Below are 20,155 nucleotides of genomic sequence, written 5' to 3' on the forward strand. Positions count from 1 at the left end.
GGGTATGGACCTTCGCGTTATCGACAAATCCGACACGGAACTCTCTATCGAAATCGCCGGTGAGGACCACACGTTCATGAACGTCATCAAGGGGGCGCTACTGGAGACAGAAGGCGTCACGGCGGCGACCTACGACGTGAACCCGGAACAGTCCGGGGGCCAGACGGACCCGGTACTGACCATCAAAACCGAGGAGGGCGTCGACGCGCTAGCGGCCCTCGAAGACGGGACCGACGCCGTCATCGAGAAGACCGACAGTTTCACTGACGCGTTCGAAGCCGCCGCGTAACTTCTAGCAGAGCACGTACGTGACGAACACGCGTTCGTCCGGGCCGACGTGGATATCGAGACCGATCAGCCCGGCTTCCGCCCTCCGAATCCTGTCGCCCCGCTCGAGGTAGCTGTCGACGAGCGCGGTCGCCAGCGCCGTCTCGTTCTGGAACTGGTCGAGTGACTGTGGCGTTCGGTCGTAGGCCACTTCGTAGCTGACCACTGTCGGACGGTCACAGGGGAGGGGGAACCGAGAGACACCCTCCCGCGTGGGCGGCTCCGCGTTGGCGTATCGCGCGTCGACGCGGCCCTTGTTGTAGTAGGCCGCGGCGTCGTCCATGCTCGCGTTCCGAGAGACCGTCCCGCCGCCGACGCCCGACCGCCGGACGTTGTACACGTCGAGGTAGGTGTCCTCAACCCCGGCGAGCGAGAGCGAGTTGACAGTGTCACCGCTCCCAGCCGGGGACGCAACCTGCGGCGGGCCAGTAGGGGTATCGGAGGCAAAGCCCGGCAGCGCGATACTGCCCACAGCAGCGAGCACGATAAGGCCCAGCAACACCGCCACGGCGGCGTAGCCGATCACGTACTTCGTCTCTACTACGTCCAGCCAGCCGGTCTTGATCTCATCGAGCGGGTCGTCCTCCGGCGGTCCCGTCCGTCGCTCGAAGTTACTCCCGCCACAGCGCTTGCACGGCGGGGAGTTCTTCTGGTGCTGGCGACCGCAGTCCAGACAGACCCATCTGGGTCCGCCCTCGACGACCTCTTCGTTGACCTGCGTCACGGCCTCCTCGAAGGAGCCGTGGCCGCAGTTGTCACACGGCGGCTCGTCTTCCTCGTGGGGTTTGCCACACCATTCGCACCGCCATTTCATTGCTGATTCTCCGTGTCGGGCGGATAAAACCTGCCCGGTGCCGAGCCGCAGTGCTGCGGTTCCGGGGAGACGTTCCCCCATGGTCGCTCAGTCACAGGCTGATTCATCGGGCCGTTCGACCCCGTTGACACCTGCTGCCAGGGGCTGGGATGGGCGTGACTGCTGACAGCAAGAACGGATATCGAACGTCGAGACGCGGGGAAAACCGAGACATCCGAGGCTACGAACGAACTTCTACATGAAGGTATACTGACAAGTATGTGTGTTTAATATTGCTACCCTAAGTCGGAGACGGCGTTACAGTCGGACCGGGATCCCCTTGCTATCGAGATACTCCTTGGTCTCGGCGATGGAGTACTCGCCGAAGTGGAAGATGGAGGCGGCGAGGCCGGCGTCGGCACCGGCATCGACGAACACCTCTTCCATGTCCCCCGGGCCGCCACAGCCCGAAGAAGCGATGACCGGCGTCGAGACGGTGTCACAGACGGCCGTCATCAGCGGGATGTCGTAGCCGTCTTTCGTCCCGTCGGCGTCGATGGAGTTGACGAACAGTTCACCGGCGCCGCGCTCCTCCGCCTCGGTGGCCCACTCGATGACATCCAGTCCGGTTCCCTCACGGCCACCCTTGACGGTGCATTCGAACCAGCAGGACTCGCCGTCGACCTCGGTGTAGTACTCGCCCTCCTCGTCGAAGCGCCGGCGGGCGTCGACGGAGATGACGATACACTGACTACCAAAGGCTGCCGCGCCCTCATTGATCAGATCGGGTTCGGCGATAGCGCCGGAGTTGATCGACACCTTGTCCGCGCCGGCTCGCAGCGTCTCCTTGATATCGGCGCGGGTTCGGATACCGCCGCCGACAGTCAGCGGGATGAACACCTCGTCAGCGACCGCCGAAACCGTATCGAGCATCGTCTCGCGCCCCTCGGCGGAGGCGGTGATGTCCAGAAAGACGAACTCGTCGGCTCCGGACTCGTTGTAGGCCTTGGCCATCTCCACCGGGTCACCGGTGTACTCCAGGTCCTCGAAGTTGACTCCCGTGTACACCGCCGCGTCCCCGTTCTCGTCCACGTCCACGTCGATACAGGGGATGATTCGCTTCGTGAGCGTCATTTCTTGGTCGGGGCTTCGCAACAGCGCCGTTTGACCGTTTCGACTGGTGCAAGCGTGAGGGCAATTGGTCAGTGGTAATCCGACAGCTACACGTACAACGCTCCAGAACCATCGCCCATGGCAGACGACCACCACGAGGAGGACCGGCCGGACTACGACCCCGAACACGTCGAACTCCCCGCACGAGAACCGCCGCTTCGGTCGACGGCCCCACAGAGCCCGTTCACCATGTCCCAGGTCGGCACAGGGCTCGGCGTACTGCTGGTCGGACTGGTGCTTACGTTCGGTATCGCGCTGGCGCTGGCCTGAGACTGCCGCAGTCGGCTCGAACTCTGTAGCGCCGGTTCGTTCGAAATGGTTAACTGGCGATTACCGAGGAGTATACGGACCGGAGTCGCCGTTTCGTGGACCAGTTTTGGTGGAGTCTATAAGTTACTCGGTGAATAACAGGGCATAATATGTCGCCAGGATCGGACGCCGGCACGGCGATTGCGACGGGCACGTCGACCGCCACGGCAGGACGCCGCGCCGGCCGTGCGGCGGCAACGACCGCCCGCGAACGCCTGGACGCCGAGCGGGTGGATTTCTGTCAGGTGTTCGCCGACTCTGAGTTGGACCCTGAGGCCGTTCTCGCAGCCGTCACCGACGCTGTCGACGACGAGACAGCCGTCATCGGCTGTACGGCCTCTGGCACGTTCACCGAAGAGCGGACGATGGACAGCGGCGTCGCCGTTGTGCTCGTGACGAGCGACGCGTTCCGGTTCGATACGGCTATGGCAACCGGTCTCGGCGACAACATCCAGGGGACCGTCAGAGACGCGGTCCGAGCGCTACCGGACGGTACCGAGTACCCGTACCAGTCGGCGCTTGTGCTCCATGACGGGCTTTCCGGCGTCGGCGAACGCCTGTCGCTTGCGATCCAGCGCCGGCTGGGTCCACACGTCGGGTTCGCGGGCGGGGCGGCCTCGGACAACTACCAGATGGAGTCGACACCGGTGTTCTGTGGTGAGACGGTTGCCGAAGACGCGCTGGTACTTACACAGGTGTCGGGAACGAAACGGGCAGTCATCTCCGTTTCCCATGGTCACGAACCGATTTCGGACCCATGGGAGGTGACAGAGGCATCCGGGAACGTGGTCCACGAACTCGGCGGTGAGCCGGCCTTCGAGGTGTGGAAAGACGCCGTTCGAGACTCCGTCGCAGAGACCTTCGACACGTCGGTCGACGACCTGTCGACCGACTCCGAGGAACTGACCATGCTGATGGCGGCATACGAGTTCGGTATCGATCAGGGCGACGGCTACAAGATACGCTGGCCACGCGCTGCAAACGAGTCCACGGGGTCGTTGCAGTTCGCCGTCGATATCCCCGAAGGCACCGTGCTCCGCGTGATGTACGGGAGCCGTGCGGAACAGATAACCTCCGCCAGGCGGGCCGCTGACGACACGCTGGCGATGAGTGCGGGCGACATCGCCGGCGCGTTCGTCTACGACTGTGCCTGTCGGCGAGTCTCCCTGCAAGACGCGTTCCCAGACGCCGTCGACGAGTTGACAGAAGGACTCGCCGCCCCCTTCGCCGGGTTCGAGACGTACGGGGAGCTGTGCATGCAGACCGGACAGCTCAGTGGCTTTCACAACACGACCACCGTCGTTTTCGCACTACCGGAGTAACAGATGGACCGGGCTACCCTCGTTTCAAAGTTCGCGGAGACGGTCGGGGTCGAGAAAGCATCGACCATGGTCGACGAGGCGATGGGCGACCTCGGGCTCGCGGACGACCGAGCGATGACGAACATGGACGCCCGTGATGTTTGCGAGGTCATCCAGCATGACTACGACGGGTACATCGCCCTCGTCGCAAGCGAACTCCGCGTACAGCTCGCGGCCCAGGACCGATTCGACGCCCTGCTTGAGAATATCCCGAACCCGGCCGTCGTCGTCGAGTTCGACCAACGGGAGCCTCGCGTTAAGTCGGTCAACGAGGCCTTCGAGTCGGCGTTCGGCTACGACTGGGCTGACGTGGTCGGGACGGAGCTTCAAGCGCTGCTTGCGCCACCCAAGGCCGACCCGACAGCCATCGCGACGGACTGGTGGGAACACACCGGCCAGTCCGAGCAGGAGGTCAAGCGGGCGACCGCATCCGGCGAGGTGCGGACGTACCTGTTTCGGAGCGTTATCGTCACTCGGGAGAGTGGCGAGGTGGAAGGGTACGGTATATACACCGACATCACCGAGCGAAAGCGTCGTGAGCAGCAGTTGAAACACCAGAACGAACGGCTCGATGAGTTCGTTAGCATCGTCAGTCACGACCTGCGGAATCCACTGAGCGTCGCAGTGGGCCAGACCGATCACTTGCTCGACACTGTCGACGACGAGAGAATCCGCGAGCGCCTGGATGCCATCTCCAGGGCCCAAGACCGGATGGAACGGCTGCTCAATGACACGCTGGAGCTGGCCCGCCAGGGACAGGTCGTCGGTGAGACGGCTCCGGTCGACGTGGCGACGATTGCAACCGATGCGTGGGACCAGGTCGAGACAGCCGATGCGACGCTGACGGTCGACGCCGGCGCGACGGTCGAGGCAGATTCGGAACGGCTCCAGGAGTTGTTCGAGAACCTGTTTCGAAACAGTGTCGAACATGGTTCCACAAGCAGTCGGACGGGGTCCGACGACAGCGTGGAACACGCCGAACCGGATACTGCCGTTGTCGTCGCCGACCTGGGTCCGACCGGACAGAACGGTGTCTTCGTCGCCGATGACGGCCCTGGCATTCCGGAGGACGACCGAGCACAGGTGTTCGAACACGGCTATACGACAAACGCCTCCGGCACGGGATTCGGGCTCTCTATCGTCCAGAGTATCGCCGAAGCCCACGGCTGGACGGTGACGGTGACAGAAAGCGAGTCGGGCGGTGCGCGGTTCGAGATCCGCTGGTAATCAGGCCAGTTCGTCCTCGATAACGGAGCGCAGGTCGCCGATCTCTGCGGCGTCGTACTGCAGCGTCTCGTCGTTGACGGTGATGTCGAGCCGGTCGGAGCCGTTTGCCTCACCTAGTTCCGTCACCGGGGCGACGCCGTCGAAGGCCTCCCGGACCGCCGCCGGATCGGTCGTCTCGAACACGACGCGGCCGGGCCGCTCGTTGAACAGGAGCCGCTTCCGGGTGCCGCGCTCGGCCGTCTCGATCTCGACCGACGCGCCGGCGTCCTCGTGAACCATCTCCGCCAGTGCCACCGCTAGCCCGCCGTGGCTCACGTCGTGGCTCGCCAGCACGTGGTCGGCGTCGGCGACCGCGGCGATGGTCTCGATGAGCCCCGTCGCGTCCGCCGGGAGGTCGGGGAAGCGGTCGGTGCCGCCGAACTGCGCGGTGTACTCGGAGCCGCCGAGTCGCGGGTCGGCCTCGCCTTCCAGTGCGGTGTCGCCGACGACGACGAGCGTTCCCTCGCCGGACAGCGATAGCGGCGGGGCGTCGTAGCCGTCCTTGACCCCGACCAGCGCGAGCGTCGGCGTGGGCGGAATAGGGCCGCTCTGTGAGTCGTTGTACAGCGAGACGTTGCCGCCGACGACCGGCACGTCGAGGTCGCTGCACATGTCCGCCAGCCCGTCGACGATGCCCTTGAAGCCGCCGTACACGTCGGGCTTCTCGGGGTTACCGCCGTTCAGGCAGTCGACGGCCGCGTGGGGCGTCGCGCCCTTCGCGGCGACGTTGGTGGCGTTTTCCAGCGCCACGGCGCGCGCGCCCTCGTACGGTGCGGCGTCGGTCCAGTTGGGGTCCGCGCCGGCGGAGAACGCCAGCCCCGTCCCGGCCTCGCGGACGGCAAGCAGTGCGGCGTCGTCGCCGGGCAGGACGCTCGTGCGGACCTGCACCTCGTGGTCGTACTGGCGGTACACCCACCGCTTCGAGGCGCAGTTCGGGCTGCCGACGATCTGCTCGAAGGCCGCGTCCAGCGACACTGTCGGCAGGTCCCGTTCCTGTTCCGGCGGCGCGTCGCTTGGCAGGTCGTTCATCGGCGCGCCCTCGCCGAGGAACTCCGCGTCCACGTCGACGACCGTCTCGCTGTCTCGCGGGCGCTGCCCGCTCGACTTGTCCGAGACAGCTGTCTCGCTCCCCTCGAACGTACAGACGTAGTTCGTGCCCGGCTCGGTGAGTTCGCCGATGACCGAACAGCCGAGGTCGTATCGCTCGGCGAGTTCGGCCACGCGGTCGACGTTCTCCGGCGCGACCTCGTACACCATCCGCTCCTGGCTCTCTGCGAGGAGAATCTCCATGGCGTTCATGTTCGGTTCGCGCTGGTGGACGCGGTCGAGTTCGATGCGCGCGCCGAGGCCGCCCTTGGCGACCAGTTCGGACGACGCGCCACCGAGGCCGGCGGCCCCGAGATCGCGGGCCGACTCGACGAGCTCCTCGTCCAACAGCGCCTCGTTACACTCGATGAGGAGCTTCTCAGAGTACGGGTCGCCGACCTGCACGGCCGGCCGGTCCTCCGTTTCGGCGTCCTCCGCGAGGTCCTCGCTGGCGAAGGACGCGCCGCCGAGGCCGTCCCGGCCCGTCGCGTTGCCGACGAGGACGAGCTTGTTGCCGGGCTCCTGTGCTTCAGCGGTGATGGTCCGCTCGGGCTCCAACAGGCCGATACAGGAGACGTTCACGAGCGGGTTCCCCTCGTAGTCGTCGTGGAAAGCGACGCTGCCGGCGACCGTCGGGACACCGATGCAGTTCCCGTAGTGGGAGATGCCCTCGACGACGCCCTCGAAGAGATAGCGGGAGTGCTCACGGTCGAAATCGCCGAAGTACAGACAGTCGGCCAGCGCGATGGGGTAGGCCCCCATCGACAGCGTGTCGCGGACGATCCCGCCCACGCCCGTCGCCGCCCCGTCGAACGGGTCGACGTAGGACGGGTGGTTGTGGGACTCGACGCCCATCGTGATGTACATCTCTTCGCCATCGTCGTGGGTCGGCAGGGAGACGACGGCCGCGTCGTCGCCGGGGCCGATGACGACCTGGTCGCCCTCGGAGTCGAACGCCGACAGCAGGGGGCGAGAGGAGCGATACGCGCAGTGTTCGCTCCAGAGGTTCTCGAAGAGAGCGGCCTCCGCCCGTGTCGGCTCCCGACCGATCTCCTCGACCACGAGTTCGTGGTCCGCGTCGGACAGGCTCATTACCTCTCCGTGGCCGCCCGCCGGATAAGTCCCTTTCCATGCACCCGCGTCGGCAGTACACGAACGGCGACTTCGGAGCGAGTCTCTGCTGCGGGACTCACCACTCAATTTCATGGGATAGAATCACAGATGAATACGAGCGGTTACTGATAGCGGCTGTGGGTTTTCAAGGGCTGCAATATAGCTCTTTGAGGCGGCTAAATCGAGGGATCGGCTCAATGACCCGTGGCGCACCACACCGCAACCGTCCTTTTCAAATCAGATAACCGGCCCTCGGAGTATATATAGCCGCTGCCCATACCCCAACGCAGTATGGGTGCTGCCGATGATGACTGGCTGACGCTGGAAGGGAGTTCCTTCTCCGGCCGGTCCTTCTCCAGCGTGTGGGCGGTGGCGCTGGCGACGTACGGTGTCGGCGACGTGGTTACCACTATCGCCATCGTCTATTTCGTCCCGACGTTCACCGAGGCGAACCCGGCGATCAGGTGGGCGATTCAGTCGTTCGGCGGCGGCGGCTTCCTCGGACTCAAACTCCTCGTTATCTACTGCTGTCTCGGCGTGAGCATCTGGGGCGGCGTGCTTGAGGAGGACCCGCTGCTCTACTACGGCCCGCCGGCGCTCCTGACAGTGATGGGGATCGGCGTGACCGGGTTCAATCTCAATCTGCTGTTTTCCTGAGGAGCCGACGTCACGCTGTTGGACTATCCATCCGTCGCGTTGCTGGTAGTACGCCCGTCGGACTGGGTGCTAGACGGAGTTTCAGTCAGGAGCGCACTCGGCGGCGGTGAGGCACTGCCGCCGCTCTCGGTCTGAGCGGAGTCAGTTCCGTCCGGTGTCTCTATTGGCGTCGGCTCTGTCGGGCTCGGCGTCATCTCGGTAGCGGACTGGTCGGGTTCCGGATCGCTGTTGTCGGTGAGACCGAGGGTCCCAACGCCGGCCCCGATGACGGCGAATAGAACGAGAAGTAACAGTCCCAGAAGCCGCTTGTTGTAGGTGCCGTCCGCATCCCGGAAGATGCCGGTGCCCATCTCAGAGTCCCCTCCGGCCAGCCGCGACGCCACGCTGGAAGTAACCTGATATCATCGTTTTTTGATACCTTGTTGCTTTTTGTAGTGGAGGAACCCTCCACTATCCCACCAAGCCACCGATGTCCCACCCAGTAGGCTCAGTCTACGATATGTCGCCCAGCAAACCGTATAACGTTTTCCATGTCTTCAGTTCGTCAAAACAAGCGGTTCATCGCCACGGTATTGCGGCAGTGTGATGGCCCGGACCGACCACTTATGCCAGCGATTGTATCTTCGTGAGTTCACGGAGACCGCTCCTGTGATGACTGTATTCTGTCAGAACGGGACGCTCTCGTCGGACGACTCGTCTTCGTCGTCCGTCCGGAGTTCGCCGGTTTGCCGGTACCGCGTTTCGAGTTGCTGGAGTTTGTCGTTGATACTCGTGCTCTGGTGGTGACCCGGGCTCACCCGGACGCGGACGAGGTCGTACTCGTGGCGGTCCGACAGCCCGTTCCAGGCTCGGAACGCGCCGACAGTCAGCGTATCGCTCTGTGGGCAGAACTCAGTCGTCGGCGTGAACTCGGCTCGCAACACGCTACTGTCGTCCGTCTCACGACCGTAGCGGAAGCCCGCATCTGGGTGCCGGTGGTCGAGGTTTAGCCGTGCGAGGTTGTACCCGAAAGTCATGTCGTACACGCCGCGCTCGTCGAACAGATCCATCGTGAGTCGGTGGAACGCGGCGTGGTCGGTGCCGGTCAGTACTGCTGTCTCTGACAGGAACGGGCCGGGGTCCGGGTTGTGTTCGGGAACGAACGTCCCGTAGCTATCGAACCCGACGTCTGAGCCGCCACGGAGGCCGGAGAGAAGGCTCATACTGAACCGAACGGGCGGCAGCCATCAGGACCTACTCCCGAACGTGTTCGGGGGAACCCCCTCCACGACGCCCGACGAACGCTCAGGTGATGCCAGCAACCACACTCGACCTGCGCGAGACGCCGCCGCCGGAGCGACACTCGAAGATACACGACTCCTTCGAGGCGCTGTCCTCAGGGGAGACGCTTCGGATTATCAACGATCACGAGCCAAAGCCGCTGTTCTACGAGATGCAAGCCGAGGTCGAGGCGTTCGACGCGGCGAATTACCAGTGCGAGCAGGACGGCCCACAGAAGTACGTCGCCGACCTTCCGAAACAATGAGCGAATCTACCGCCACAGAAACCGAGCGAGCAACCCTCGACGGCGACGGGGACGGCCGGACGAGATTGTTCGACGGGGAGCCAAAGACCATCCGGTTGACGCTCGATGCGGGCGAGTCGATTCCGGCTCACAAGCATCCCGGTCGGGACATCGTGTTCCTCCTCCGTTCGGGCGCCGTGGACCTGACGCTCGGCGACGAGACGCTGTCGCTCTCACCCGGAGAGATCGTCCGGTTCGACGGTGACCAAGACATCTCCCCCGCCGCAACGGCGGACAGCGAGGCACTGCTCGTTCTGGCGGCGACGTCGGAATAGACTCGTACTGGTGGCTGTACCTTCGTGACGATTTTCGCTATCCCGTGGTAGCAACATTTGTCACGGGAGTACAACCGATAGTATCACTCGAACAGGGAGATCGCCGTTTCGATCCGCTCGTCGTCCGCACTCCTTGCCGCGTCCTGTAGACTCGCCCGGGGGACAGCGAGCAGTCGCTCGACGAGCCGTTCGCTCAGCTTCTCGACTGCCAGCCGCTGGTCAGCCGTTAGTTCGCTGTCCTGCTGTAGCTGTGACAGCGTCTGCTCGAGTTGCTCCCGCCGAATCTTCGCACCTCGGCTGTCGATACGAGCTATCGCTTCTTCGACGTCAGCGGGTGACTCCGTGTTCCGACTCATCTGCGCCAGATGACAGTCACTGTGGCATCATCGGTTTCAACACTTTCGAAGTCGTAGCCTCTGTCCTCGAGTTTCGGGTAGAGGTGCTGTGGGGTGCGGTCGTTGAACTGGACGAGGACGGTATCGTCGTCCAGCTCTGTGAGTCGCTCCAGCGTCTGCTTGAGCGGCTTCGGTGGCCCGAGCGACTGCACATCGAGGCGCTCCGTAGGCGCGTCAGTGGGTGCATCCGTCTCCGAAATCAGGGCCGCGATTTGCTCTGGGTGGTTCGACGCCATATGTTCGGGTTCGGTTGTGAGCGGGCCGACCCTTTTCCCGAACATATTCGGCCCCATTGCCAGCAGGGCCTGGCTCGTACTAAACGGTAATGAGCGGGATACCTGCCGACGTGGACGCGAACGCCGCACCGCCGATGACGATTCCGCTGCGTCATTTTATCGTCGCACTGGCGTTTCTGGTCGCCGGTGTCACCGTCGGCATCGTCGAGGGGCGGGCCGGCCATCTCGCACAGGTCCACCTTTTGCTCGCGGGATGGGTCTGTCTCACTATCATGGGGGCGCTGACGCAGTTCGTCCCGGTCTGGTGTGGCATCGAACTCCATTCTCGTCGCCTCGCTGCTGCGCAGCTACCACTCGCCGCGGTCGGGTTCGCGGGTCTGGCGGCCGGCTTCCTGACAGCGACTCCTGCCCTGTTGCCAGTCGCTGGAGCGTTCGCGGTGGTCGGGATCTGGACACTCTGTTATAATATCGGACGGACGCTTCTCGCTGCGGAGCCCGACGTAACGGCGATTCATTTCGGCTGGGCACTGGTGTTTTTCGCCCTCGTGACTGCCGCCGGGTTCGTGCTGGCGATGGACCACGCCGCCGGCGTCCTCCCGCTTCTGGGAATCGGCCGGCAGGGACTCCTGCTGGCCCACGCGACACTCGCCGTGTTCGGTGCGGTCCTGACGACCGTCGCGGGTGCACTGGCGCAGCTCGCCCCGATGTTCACCCAAGCCGACACCGGCAACATCGACGCGGCGGTCCAGCGGGCGGAGACGGCCGTCTATCCATTCGGCGTTCTTGCGCTCGCTAGCGGTCGGCTGATCGGGTCACCCGTTCTGGCCCGGTTCGGCGCGGTTCTCGTCGCTGCTGGCGTTGGCGTGGTGGCGGCACTTCTGGCACGACAGCTTCTCGGCGCGCGTGTCGAGTGGTCACCGATGCTGACCCGATACAGCGTCGCAGCGCTATCGCTGTTTCTCTGGGCGGGACTGACGGTGTTCGCATGGTGGAACGACCCGCTGGCGTACGCCGGGCTGCTCGGTCAGCCGTCGACAGTGGTGCTCGTCGGCGGCATCGGCTTCGTCGTCCTCGGGACGCTGTATCACGTTGTCCCGTTCATCGTCTGGGTCCACCGGTACAGCGACCGCCTCGGCTTCGAGGACGTGCCCATGGTCGATGACCTGTACGATCACCGAATCGCCGCTGTGGACGGCGCTGCGCTGACTGTCGCGTACGCCCTCATCGTGAGCAATCAGTGGTCTGAGACACCGGACGGCACGGCGCTGGTCGCCGGGGCGCTCGCGTTTTTCGGGACCGTGCTGTTCGCGGGCAACCTCGCCGCCGTTCTCGTCGAACACAGCCCAGAGTCACTGCCCACACTGCTGACCGGTCGTGAGCGCACGTCCGCTGAGGATTCGTGACTTAGTTCGTCGCGGTCGGCTGGTCCGTGTACACCGAGTAGGTCAGAATAAAGAACCCAGCAGCGGTGAACAGTTCTTCGACGGTGACGCTCTGTGCCACTGGCATGCCGACGAGTTGGTGGAGGGTGCCGCCGAGTATTGCGCCCAACGTGACGAACCCGATACCGAGACAGAGTGCCCGCATCGCCGGTGCTTCAGTACGGCGGTACGCGCGGTAGGTCAGCGTCGTCAGTATTGCTCCACAGACCAGTGTGACCGTCTTCATCCCGATTAACAAAACTGCGTTCGTTCCTAACATAGCTCTGATTGACACATGCTGGTAAATATACCGTCCGTAGCGTTTCCAGCCGGTGAGAATACCACTGCCACGGCGCAGTTGCCCGCCTTGACCGAAACCGATACTCAAGAGGCGAAGATGGTGTCACGCGGGGGCGCTACGTGGCCGCTACCGAACGTACAGCGAGTACAGGATGATGCCCAGCCCGATGGCGGTCAGTGAACTCGACGTGAAGACGCTCACAGCGAGCAGTTGCTGACCGAGATACCTGCCGACGGCGATGTCGAGGACACCGCCGGCAAACGCACCGAGGGTCACCACCCCGAACCCGTAGGTGAGCCACTTGTGCTGGGGGCTTTTCGTCCGGCTGTACGCCTGATACGAGTAGTACGTTATCAGTCCACCAAGAATGAGGATCAGTGTCTTCGAGACGACGATGCCGACCTGTGAACTTGGGATGTGTACCATGATTATGTCTCCTTTCGCACCTCGGACCAGAGGTTTTCGAGCCGTTGGTCCGGCGTCCGAGCCCTGTGTGAGATATCGACGGTGAGCGACAGTTCCTCGTCGAGACTGATGACGACTTCCTCGAAGTCGATAGCGTATCGGCTCGCGTGTTGACCGTCTGACCGGACCTCGACACCCTCGTACAGCAACGAGGACTCCGTCAGCAGTTCGAGCTTTCGGTAGGTCGTCGATAGCGGTACACCGCTCCGGTCGGATATCTCACTCGCCGTCAACGGTTCCTCCAGTACGCTGACGATAGCACGACAATCCTCGTCGTCGAGTGCGTCGAGGACCGCCTGTAACTCCGGCGTCTCCTCGTCAGCGAAGGGGTCCCGGACCATCCTTGCCCGACACTGCCCGCCCAAGACGTTTAATGTAACCGACTTAGGAGCGCTTACCGCCCGACATAGCCGACGTTTCCGCCACACAGCACGCAATATATGGGGCACTTATCTGTAACCGTTCCATCGTTCCCAGTAACTGAGAACGCTTCTGTCGGTCTGAGAACTCCCTTCGGGGGTTTATACTGTGGGATATTACGATCAGTTGCTTATGGAAGACCAGATCGGCGCACCCGGATCGGGCATCTCCCGTCGTGACTTCGTGAAAGCGTCCGGCCTCGGTGGCACGGTCGCGCTTGCGGGCTGTACCGCCCCGGGTGAGGTTCCAACCGAAGAGTCAGTCGACACCAGCACAACCCCAGCACAATCCGACAGCGACCTCCCGACCACCTCGCCGCCGGAGATCGTCAACGTCGACGAGCAGGGCGGCGAAGTGACGCTCTCCTCTGTCCCGGCCAAACACGAAGCCCATCCCGGCGAGTCGATGGGCGGCCCCGTCGAACTCCCGAAGGTGTGGGCGTTCAAAGCCGACGACGGCGAGCCGAGCGTCCCGGGGCCGATTCTCCGGACGACCGAGGGCGAGGACATGGAGGTCACCTTCGACAACACGGACGGTATGCGCCCGCACACGGTCCACTTCCACGCCGTCCAGAAGCAGTGGGAAGACGACGGCGTCCCGACGACGACGGGCATCCGCATCGACCCCGGCCAGAAACACACCTACACCATCCCCGCGAACGTGACGGGCACGCATCTCTATCACTGTCACTACCAGACCCATCGCCACATCGACATGGGGATGTACGGTATCTTCCGAGTCGACCCGAAGGGGTACGAACCGGCCGACAAGGAGTACTTCATGACGCTGAAGGAGTGGGACTCCCGGCTCAACCGTCAGATGGCCGGCATGGATGCCAGCTACGACGCCCGCAACCGCCGTCCCGACACGTTCACCATCAACGGCAAGGCGGCACCCCGGACGCTCCACCCGGAGGACGGCTCGCCGATCATCGTCGAGCAGGGCGACACGGTGCGCATCCACATGTGTAACAACGGGTACATGGACCACCCGATGCACATCCACAACCATCGCTTCCAGGTGACCCACAAGGACGGCGGGAAGATTCCGGAAGCCGCCCGCCACGACCAGGATATCACCAGCATCCCGCCCGCTGGGCGACATACGATTGAGTTCGAGGCCGACGCCGACCCCGGTATCTACCTCGCGCACTGTCACAAGGTCAGCCACGCGATGAACGGGAACTCCTACCCCGGCGGGATGGTCACCGGCGTCGTCTACAAGGAGGCGATGGACACCGACATCTTCAAGCAATTGATGGATTACGCCGGCTACGAAGCGTAAGACGGCGCTTTGGTGCGCCGATGTGAGGCGACTCGTTTTTCAGCACATCTCGGCCGAATTCGAGGAACGGCGTTCCTTCCGAAGAACGGGGGTTCGTCCCGACAATAAATCCGATATTGCTATATTGAATTCGTAATCTTGTAGCCGCTCCCAGCGGTCGCAGGACGCTCCGCTGTGGCTACCGTGTTCTCCGGACAGGAGCGACAGTGCTCTGTATTTGAGATCCGTGGCCGAGAAGAAGTACGAGAGCGGTTTCTGCCTCAGTCCGACGACCGGTGTGATGCTACCGCACGATTACGCTGCCTTTCATTCCGAGTGCCTTGTGAGGCGTGCAGTAGTAGTTATACACTCCGGTTTCCTCGAAGGTGTATTCGAACTTGACGCCCGTCCCACTGGCCGACGACCCGGAATTGAACGTTTCGTCTTCCGCCACGACGTTGTGCGCGGCTCCCTTTCCTGTCCACTCCCACTGCACCGTCGTCCCGGTCGAGATCTCGATTGCGGCCGGGGCGTACGCGAAGTTCCCGTTGTTCCCCGATGCGCCGACGTCCACCGTGACAGTGTCCTGGTCGGTCGCGTCGGTCGCACTGCCGTCGAAGTTAGTCGTCTCGCTGAGGTATGACGACACCGACGAGGGGACGTCCCCACTCCCGGATGCGGTAGCGGTCGCCTCCTCTTCCGCAGCTGTCGCCGTCTCCGTGGGCGCTGCTGTTTCCTCGCCAGCGTCCGCTTCGGTTTCGGCGCTTGGCGACTGCTCGCCCGTGCCCGAACTCGTACCGGGCGCAGTACACCCCGCGATAGATGTCCCTGCGACTACTGTGCCGATACTCGCGATAAACCGACGTCTGTCAAGATCGTCTGTATCAGTCATAGGTATCGAATTGCGTTCCGCTCGACGCGTCACGCGACCATGTTGGTCACGAGGAAGTGAATATGTTCGGGAGCATAATAGCCGCGTGCGTTCCCAGGAGCTGATAACGGACTGAGTTACTGAAAGCAATCGTGTACCTACTCTTGAACAAGGATGCGTACGCGTTCGGTAGTTACAAACTCCTGTAGCCATCACGTCTCCATACGAGTCCACGAACTGCGCTGTGACCGAACGGTCTGGCCGTGACGCCACACTATCGCACGATCATCTATGCAAACGAAGACACGACTCCTCGTCGGCGGTGTGTTAATCCCGGTACTGTTCGGGGCGATGGCCGTCACCACGATGGGTGGTGCTGCCGAGTTTACGACGCCAACGAAGATAACGGACACCAACGAATACAACGGGGACAGAGTAAACCTCGAAGGCATTGCCATCGATATCGAACAGACGAACGAGCGCTTGTCGTTCGACGTCACTGACGGGAACGCATCGGTCCCTGTCGTCTATGACGGTCCGATGCCGGAAACGATGTCCGTCGGGCGGACGGTCGTCGCAAAGGGGTACTACAACGGAAGCGTGGTCGAAGCGGAATCGCTATCGATCCGCGCACACGAGGGCGAGCATCCCCCAGGCCACAACAACTCCACGAAATACGAGTCGATGAACGGTACCCACGCGAACGTCACGGGCCACGAGAACGTGACGGCATACGGCAACGTGTCAAGCGACGACGGGACAGACAGTGAACAAGCGGTCGCGGCGCGGCCGGTACAATAACCACGTTTCGATCCATGAACGAGACGTCTGGGATTTTTCAGGGCCGGTCTCGCCGTGCGATCACTGTCTTCACTAGCGGGGTCTCGGTTGTGGGGACCTCGTTCGCACTGTATGGGACGTCTCGGGAGTTCGTCATCATCGCGGCGAGCCGAACCGCGCTGGACGTCCTCCCGAGTTCACTAGTCGCCTCGATCATCTGGAACTTCGGCGACCTGTCGTTTTCGCTTGCCCTCCTCGTGTTCGGAATCGCGCTGGCCGGGGTAACTGGTGCGGTCAGCTACGCCGGATTTCGCGCGGGTGAGCGGCTCGTCGAGGGGGCCCCGAACGTCGGTGGCATGGTGCTATCGCTGCTCGTCGTCTGGGTGTTCGTCGCCGCTACTGTCTGGTCACCGCTGCCCGCCATCGTACCTGCCGCCGCCGGGACAATCGGGACCGGGCTGGTGATTGCGCGCTCGACCGACGACAGCAGCGAGCAGCCGGCGACCCCTGATGACAGGCGTGCGTTCGTAAAGACCCTCGCCGGACTCGGGGCCTACAACGTCGTCGCGCACGCCGTCGGATTCGTGCAGGGCAGCGGCTCCCAGACAGAGGACCTCTCGACGTCGTCGTCAGAACGTGAAGACGAGTCCAACCCGGTCGATCAGCGCCTCGCCACGGCGGCCGACCGGTCGCTCGATGTCGAGGGGATGACCGGCCTGGTCGACACGACGGACTCGTTTTTCACCGTCGATATCAATCCCCGTCCGCCGACTGTCGAGGCGGATAGCTGGGCGCTCTCCGTCACCGGCAACGTCGAGACTGAGAGGGAGTTTACCTACGAGGAACTGCGACAGCGAGAGACGATGTATCGGTTCAAAACACTCCGCTGTCTGGGCGACCCGGTCGACGGCGAGCAGATCGGTACCGCCCTCTGGACGGGCTGTTCGCTCATGGACGTTCTCTCTGAAGCCGGCGCGAACGGGAGCCACGTCGTCTTCCGCGCGGCCGACGACTACTATTACTCGATGCCGATGTCGATGCTCTCGGACGCGATGCTGGCCTACGGAATGAACGAAAGCCAACTCCCGCGCCAACACGGCTTCCCGGTCCGCGCGCTGCTCCCCAACCGGTGGGGCAAGCTCAACGTGAAGTGGCTCGACGAGATCGAGGTCGTCGACCAGTCGGAGAGCGGCTACTGGGAAGAGCGGGGCTGGAACGGCATGGGTACGGTCAATACGGTCGTCAAAATCAGCACGAGTAACCGCCTTTCCGACGGACGGGTCCAGCTCGGTGGACACGCCTACGCCGGAACAGATGGGATACGAGCGGTGCTTGTCTCGCTTGACGGTGGCGAAACGTGGGACGCGGCAACGCTGTCAGACCAACTGCCGGACCCGGACACCTGGCGGCAGTGGAAGTACGAATGGCAGCCGGAGCGCTCCGATTACACTGTCGTAGCGAAAGCAATCGACGGAACCGGAGCGGAGCAGACGCGTGTGCGTTCAAGTCCGTTTCCGGACGGCGCGACCGGCTGGAGTCGGCTTGATCTGAGCGTCCAGTTGTAAAAGCTGGCCTGGCCCGGGCGACTCAAACGGGCGCTGCGTTACTGATCGACGAGTTCCGAAATCTGTTCTTCGAGTGCCGTGACCCGGTTACGGAGGTAGCCGACATACATGATGAGCGCCAGAAAGACCGCGCTGTAGCCGACCAGAAGGAGGGGTTCCATCTTTAATCACCCCCCTGGCTCGGCCCCATCGCGTGGTCGTCGAGCGCCCGGTCGCGACGGGCGTAGTTGACCCGACGTTTGAGTTCGCGTAGCTGTACCCGGGACCCGACGAGATAGAGATAGACGAGCAGGAGTGCCGCGATGGAAAGGAGTAAAGCCGGGACTGTAATCGTCGCGTCCGCGTCCGGATTCCCAGTCGTCGGTCGATGGAACGTGGGCGTCCAGAGCCGCGTGGACAGATACGAGAGCGGCACGGTCACGAACCCGACGATACCGTATACCGACGTGATGCGTTTGAGCGAGGCGGAGTCCCCGCCGGCGGAGTAGATGAGCAGGTAGCCCGCGTAGATGAACCAGATGACGAGGAACGTGACAAGGCGGATGTCAGTCCACTCCCACCAGCTGTTCCAGATGACTTTCCCCCACACGCTCCCAGTCGCCAGCGTCAGCGTGACCATCAGGAACCCGACTTCGCCCGACGAGTGGGCGAGAAACTCCCAGAACGGCGTCTCGGTCGTCAGATAGAGGGCACATCCGAGGAACGTCACCGTGAGCGCGACCGCCGCGGCCGTCGCTAGGCCGATGTGCCAATACGCGATCAGGTTGATCTGATTGCTCACGCCGTACATCGAATCTGATGCCATGCCGAAGACGCTCCCCAGCGACGCTAGCCCGGCAAGGAGGGTCAGGTACTTGATACTGCTAGACCGAAACAGCGCGCGGAGATACGGAATCCCGCGGGTTTCGAGCCGTGACAATACGTTCATACGCTCAGTTCTTGAGGCCAAACAAAAAACTGTTGTGCGGATTCTCAACGAACCGAAGGCCGGTAATCAATAGACGGCGGTCGACTGAGCTGGCGCGACACCCCCTGCATATTTACCGTCCGATTTTAATAGGAATCAGGAACATGTACGAATATGTCGCGACAGCCGTTGGCTCGCGCCGTCTTCGTCGTCGGTATGTCGCTACTGTTGATTGGCGGACCTATCGTAAGCACCGTCGGTGCTGTGGATGGGGGGCCGTCAGGTCCAGCAGTGAGCGACACGCTTGACGAGACAGCGCAACAGACCGCACAGACGAGTAATCAGAGTAGCAACGAGACGTCCGATTTACCCGTCGAACCTCCGACCAGTCAGCCGCTGCCGTCCTATGAGGAGGTTCGGAAGCCCAACGACACGGAGGCGAAGATCGAACTCGGAAAGCGGCTGTTCTTCGACCCCCGCCTCTCGGACACCGGCTCTATCTCCTGTAACACCTGCCACAACGTGATGGAGGGCGGTGACGGGAGCCGAACTGTCGGTCGCGGTGTCCACGGCCAGACCGGGCCGCGGAACTCGCCGACAGTGTGGAACGCCGTGTTCATGAGCACCCAGTTCTGGGACGGCCGCGCCGACTCGCTTGAAGAGCAGGCAAAAGGTCCCATCACCGCAGGCGTCGAGATGGGGATGCCGACCTCCGAGGCGGCGATGGAGAAGATACGTAACAACGAGGGCTACGTCGAAATGTACGAGGAGGTCTACGGCGGTGAGGACCCGGTCACGCTCAACAACACCGTCGACGCAATCGCCGCCTACGAGCGGACGCTCATCACCCCCAACAGCTCGTACGACCGGTACGTCAGAGGTGATGAGGACGCCCTGACCGAACGGCAGCTCAACGGGATGGAGACGTTCAAGGAACTGGGCTGTCAGGGCTGTCACTCCGGTCCCGCCTTCAACGGCCCGCAGTGGCAGCAGGAGAACGGGAACGGATACTACCAGAAGCTGGGCGTCTACCAGGGTTCGAACCCGCAGTGCGACCAGTACATCGAACAGTACAACCTGTATGCCGACGCTGGGCGCGCTGACGTGACGGGCGACAGCAGTGACGAACACATGTTCAAAGTTCCGACGCTCCGGAACGTCGAGCACACAGCGCCGTACTTCCATAACGGTCAGGTCCGGACGCTAGAGAACGCGACGAGGGTGATGGCGTCCTGCCAGGTCGGCCAGAACATCTCCGACCAGCAGGCCGAGAACGTCACCGCGTTCATGACCAGTCTCACCGGACAGTACCCCGAGCAACAAATGCCGCGTCTGCCCTCTCGAAGCGGCGGCGAACCCATGCTCCCCGCAGATGCGGGCGAGGCGTCTGCGCCGGACAGCGGCGATGACACGGCTTCGGTCGGAACGCCCGCAGAAACGGCCGCATCACAGCAGACAGCGGAACCACAGCAGGCCGGGGTTAGCGGCGGTAGCAGCGACGGGAGTTCCCCGACCAGTGCCGCCGCGTTCATGATGGCCGCGGCGCTAATCATCGCGCTCCTTGCTGTGGCGTACGCCCAGCGCAAGCGGTAACAGGAACCGACAGC

At 63.1% G+C, this 20,155-nt stretch carries 25 protein-coding genes; 12 read left to right on the forward strand and 13 right to left on the reverse strand.

Annotated elements, in window-relative coordinates; translation table 11 throughout:
• Nucleotides 1–4: 4 nt before the first annotated feature.
• Nucleotides 5–289 (forward strand): DNA-directed RNA polymerase subunit L, encoded by a 285-nt coding sequence (locus tag ACOZ4H_RS07895; RefSeq protein WP_424328755.1) that lies wholly within the window; start codon nucleotides 5–7, stop codon nucleotides 287–289.
• A 3-nt stretch (nucleotides 290–292) separates the two neighbouring features.
• On the opposite strand, the gene ACOZ4H_RS07900 is transcribed toward ACOZ4H_RS07895, so the two are convergent.
• Nucleotides 293–1,141, reverse strand: coding sequence for a hypothetical protein (locus ACOZ4H_RS07900; protein ID WP_424328756.1), 849 nt, complete (start codon nucleotides 1,139–1,141; stop codon nucleotides 293–295).
• Between the two features lie 297 nt (nucleotides 1,142–1,438).
• A complete protein-coding gene (gene hisF, locus ACOZ4H_RS07905) occupies nucleotides 1,439–2,254 on the reverse strand; it encodes an imidazole glycerol phosphate synthase subunit HisF (protein WP_424328757.1) in 816 nt (271 codons plus the stop codon).
• Between the two features lie 117 nt (nucleotides 2,255–2,371).
• Here hisF and ACOZ4H_RS07910 point away from each other — a divergent pair, with 117 nt between their 5' ends.
• From ACOZ4H_RS07910 to ACOZ4H_RS07920, 3 genes are all read left to right on the forward strand, one after another.
• Nucleotides 2,372–2,563: a DUF7550 family protein gene (locus tag ACOZ4H_RS07910; RefSeq protein WP_004591771.1), complete on the forward strand. Its 192-nt coding sequence runs from the start codon at nucleotides 2,372–2,374 to the stop codon at nucleotides 2,561–2,563.
• A 149-nt stretch (nucleotides 2,564–2,712) separates the two neighbouring features.
• On the forward strand, nucleotides 2,713–3,924 hold the full coding sequence (locus tag ACOZ4H_RS07915) for an FIST signal transduction protein (protein WP_424328758.1): 1,212 nt from the start codon (nucleotides 2,713–2,715) through the stop codon (nucleotides 3,922–3,924).
• Nucleotides 3,925–3,927: 3 nt separating this feature from the next.
• Nucleotides 3,928–5,190, forward strand: a complete 1,263-nt coding sequence (locus ACOZ4H_RS07920; RefSeq protein WP_424328759.1) for a sensor histidine kinase — start codon at nucleotides 3,928–3,930, stop codon at nucleotides 5,188–5,190.
• Here ACOZ4H_RS07920 and purL read toward each other — a convergent pair whose 3' ends face one another.
• On the reverse strand, nucleotides 5,191–7,407 hold the full coding sequence (gene purL / locus ACOZ4H_RS07925) for a phosphoribosylformylglycinamidine synthase subunit PurL (RefSeq protein ID WP_424328760.1): 2,217 nt from the start codon (nucleotides 7,405–7,407) through the stop codon (nucleotides 5,191–5,193).
• A 312-nt stretch (nucleotides 7,408–7,719) separates the two neighbouring features.
• Here purL and ACOZ4H_RS07930 point away from each other — a divergent pair, with 312 nt between their 5' ends.
• Nucleotides 7,720–8,085 carry a hypothetical protein gene (locus tag ACOZ4H_RS07930; protein WP_424328761.1) on the forward strand — a complete coding sequence of 122 codons (366 nt, stop codon included), beginning with the start codon at nucleotides 7,720–7,722 and terminating at the stop codon, nucleotides 8,083–8,085.
• Between the two features lie 23 nt (nucleotides 8,086–8,108).
• On the opposite strand, the gene ACOZ4H_RS07935 is transcribed toward ACOZ4H_RS07930, so the two are convergent.
• Complete coding sequence (locus ACOZ4H_RS07935) at nucleotides 8,109–8,435, reverse strand: hypothetical protein (protein ID WP_424328762.1); 327 nt, start codon at nucleotides 8,433–8,435, stop codon at nucleotides 8,109–8,111.
• 315 nt (nucleotides 8,436–8,750) lie between these two features.
• Nucleotides 8,751–9,287, reverse strand: a complete 537-nt coding sequence (locus tag ACOZ4H_RS07940; protein ID WP_424328763.1) for a hypothetical protein — start codon at nucleotides 9,285–9,287, stop codon at nucleotides 8,751–8,753.
• Nucleotides 9,288–9,376: 89 nt separating this feature from the next.
• On the opposite strand from ACOZ4H_RS07940, the gene ACOZ4H_RS07945 reads away from it, so the two are divergent.
• Nucleotides 9,377–9,610, forward strand: coding sequence for a DUF2249 domain-containing protein (locus ACOZ4H_RS07945; RefSeq protein WP_004591790.1), 234 nt, complete (start codon nucleotides 9,377–9,379; stop codon nucleotides 9,608–9,610).
• A complete protein-coding gene (locus tag ACOZ4H_RS07950) occupies nucleotides 9,607–9,924 on the forward strand; it encodes a cupin domain-containing protein (protein ID WP_424328764.1) in 318 nt (105 codons plus the stop codon). Before ACOZ4H_RS07945 ends, ACOZ4H_RS07950 begins: the two co-directional genes overlap by 4 nt.
• Nucleotides 9,925–10,007: 83 nt before the next feature.
• Here the strand turns inward: ACOZ4H_RS07950 and ACOZ4H_RS07955 are convergent, their stop codons facing one another.
• Both ACOZ4H_RS07955 and ACOZ4H_RS07960 read right to left on the reverse strand, forming a co-directional pair.
• Complete coding sequence (locus ACOZ4H_RS07955) at nucleotides 10,008–10,280, reverse strand: glutamyl-tRNA reductase (protein WP_424328765.1); 273 nt, start codon at nucleotides 10,278–10,280, stop codon at nucleotides 10,008–10,010.
• Nucleotides 10,277–10,555: a DUF2249 domain-containing protein gene (locus ACOZ4H_RS07960; protein WP_424328766.1), complete on the reverse strand. Its 279-nt coding sequence runs from the start codon at nucleotides 10,553–10,555 to the stop codon at nucleotides 10,277–10,279. Before ACOZ4H_RS07960 ends, ACOZ4H_RS07955 begins: the two co-directional genes overlap by 4 nt.
• 89 nt (nucleotides 10,556–10,644) lie before the next feature.
• Here ACOZ4H_RS07960 and ACOZ4H_RS07965 point away from each other — a divergent pair, with 89 nt between their 5' ends.
• A complete protein-coding gene (locus ACOZ4H_RS07965) occupies nucleotides 10,645–11,958 on the forward strand; it encodes a hypothetical protein (RefSeq protein WP_424328767.1) in 1,314 nt (437 codons plus the stop codon).
• A gap of 1 nt (nucleotide 11,959) precedes the next feature.
• Here the strand turns inward: ACOZ4H_RS07965 and ACOZ4H_RS07970 are convergent, their stop codons facing one another.
• The 3 genes from ACOZ4H_RS07970 to ACOZ4H_RS07980 all read right to left on the reverse strand — a co-directional run bounded on the left by ACOZ4H_RS07970 (nucleotide 11,960) and on the right by ACOZ4H_RS07980 (nucleotide 13,083).
• Nucleotides 11,960–12,256, reverse strand: coding sequence for a DUF7521 family protein (locus tag ACOZ4H_RS07970; RefSeq protein ID WP_424328768.1), 297 nt, complete (start codon nucleotides 12,254–12,256; stop codon nucleotides 11,960–11,962).
• Nucleotides 12,257–12,403: 147 nt separating this feature from the next.
• Complete coding sequence (locus ACOZ4H_RS07975; protein ID WP_424328769.1) at nucleotides 12,404–12,703, reverse strand: DUF7521 family protein; 300 nt, start codon at nucleotides 12,701–12,703, stop codon at nucleotides 12,404–12,406.
• A gap of 2 nt (nucleotides 12,704–12,705) precedes the next feature.
• Nucleotides 12,706–13,083, reverse strand: a complete 378-nt coding sequence (locus ACOZ4H_RS07980) for a helix-turn-helix domain-containing protein (RefSeq protein WP_004516178.1) — start codon at nucleotides 13,081–13,083, stop codon at nucleotides 12,706–12,708.
• Between the two features lie 211 nt (nucleotides 13,084–13,294).
• Between ACOZ4H_RS07980 and ACOZ4H_RS07985 the strand changes: the two genes are divergently transcribed.
• Complete coding sequence (locus ACOZ4H_RS07985; RefSeq protein ID WP_424328770.1) at nucleotides 13,295–14,446, forward strand: multicopper oxidase domain-containing protein; 1,152 nt, start codon at nucleotides 13,295–13,297, stop codon at nucleotides 14,444–14,446.
• A 283-nt stretch (nucleotides 14,447–14,729) separates the two neighbouring features.
• On the opposite strand, the gene ACOZ4H_RS07990 is transcribed toward ACOZ4H_RS07985, so the two are convergent.
• A complete protein-coding gene (locus tag ACOZ4H_RS07990) occupies nucleotides 14,730–15,317 on the reverse strand; it encodes a halocyanin domain-containing protein (protein ID WP_424328771.1) in 588 nt (195 codons plus the stop codon).
• A gap of 270 nt (nucleotides 15,318–15,587) precedes the next feature.
• Here ACOZ4H_RS07990 and ACOZ4H_RS07995 point away from each other — a divergent pair, with 270 nt between their 5' ends.
• Both ACOZ4H_RS07995 and ACOZ4H_RS08000 read left to right on the forward strand, forming a co-directional pair.
• The gene (locus ACOZ4H_RS07995; RefSeq protein ID WP_424328772.1) at nucleotides 15,588–16,097 is read left to right on the forward strand and encodes a cytochrome c maturation protein CcmE; all 510 of its coding nucleotides are present in this window, start codon (nucleotides 15,588–15,590) and stop codon (nucleotides 16,095–16,097) included.
• Nucleotides 16,098–16,111: 14 nt separating this feature from the next.
• A complete protein-coding gene (locus ACOZ4H_RS08000; RefSeq protein WP_424328773.1) occupies nucleotides 16,112–17,641 on the forward strand; it encodes a sulfite oxidase in 1,530 nt (509 codons plus the stop codon).
• A gap of 38 nt (nucleotides 17,642–17,679) precedes the next feature.
• Here ACOZ4H_RS08000 and ACOZ4H_RS08005 read toward each other — a convergent pair whose 3' ends face one another.
• Nucleotides 17,680–17,802 carry a CcmD family protein gene (locus tag ACOZ4H_RS08005; protein ID WP_424328774.1) on the reverse strand — a complete coding sequence of 41 codons (123 nt, stop codon included), beginning with the start codon at nucleotides 17,800–17,802 and terminating at the stop codon, nucleotides 17,680–17,682.
• 2 nt (nucleotides 17,803–17,804) lie between these two features.
• The gene (ccsA, locus tag ACOZ4H_RS08010; protein ID WP_424328775.1) at nucleotides 17,805–18,569 is read right to left on the reverse strand and encodes a cytochrome c biogenesis protein CcsA; all 765 of its coding nucleotides are present in this window, start codon (nucleotides 18,567–18,569) and stop codon (nucleotides 17,805–17,807) included.
• 153 nt (nucleotides 18,570–18,722) lie between these two features.
• On the opposite strand from ccsA, the gene ACOZ4H_RS08015 reads away from it, so the two are divergent.
• Nucleotides 18,723–20,141 (forward strand): cytochrome-c peroxidase, encoded by a 1,419-nt coding sequence (locus ACOZ4H_RS08015; RefSeq protein WP_424328776.1) that lies wholly within the window; start codon nucleotides 18,723–18,725, stop codon nucleotides 20,139–20,141.
• The last annotated feature ends 14 nt before the right edge of the window (nucleotides 20,142–20,155 follow it).

Source organism: Haloarcula amylolytica, from assembly GCF_049705545.1.
GTDB lineage: Archaea > Halobacteriota > Halobacteria > Halobacteriales > Haloarculaceae > Haloarcula > Haloarcula amylolytica_B.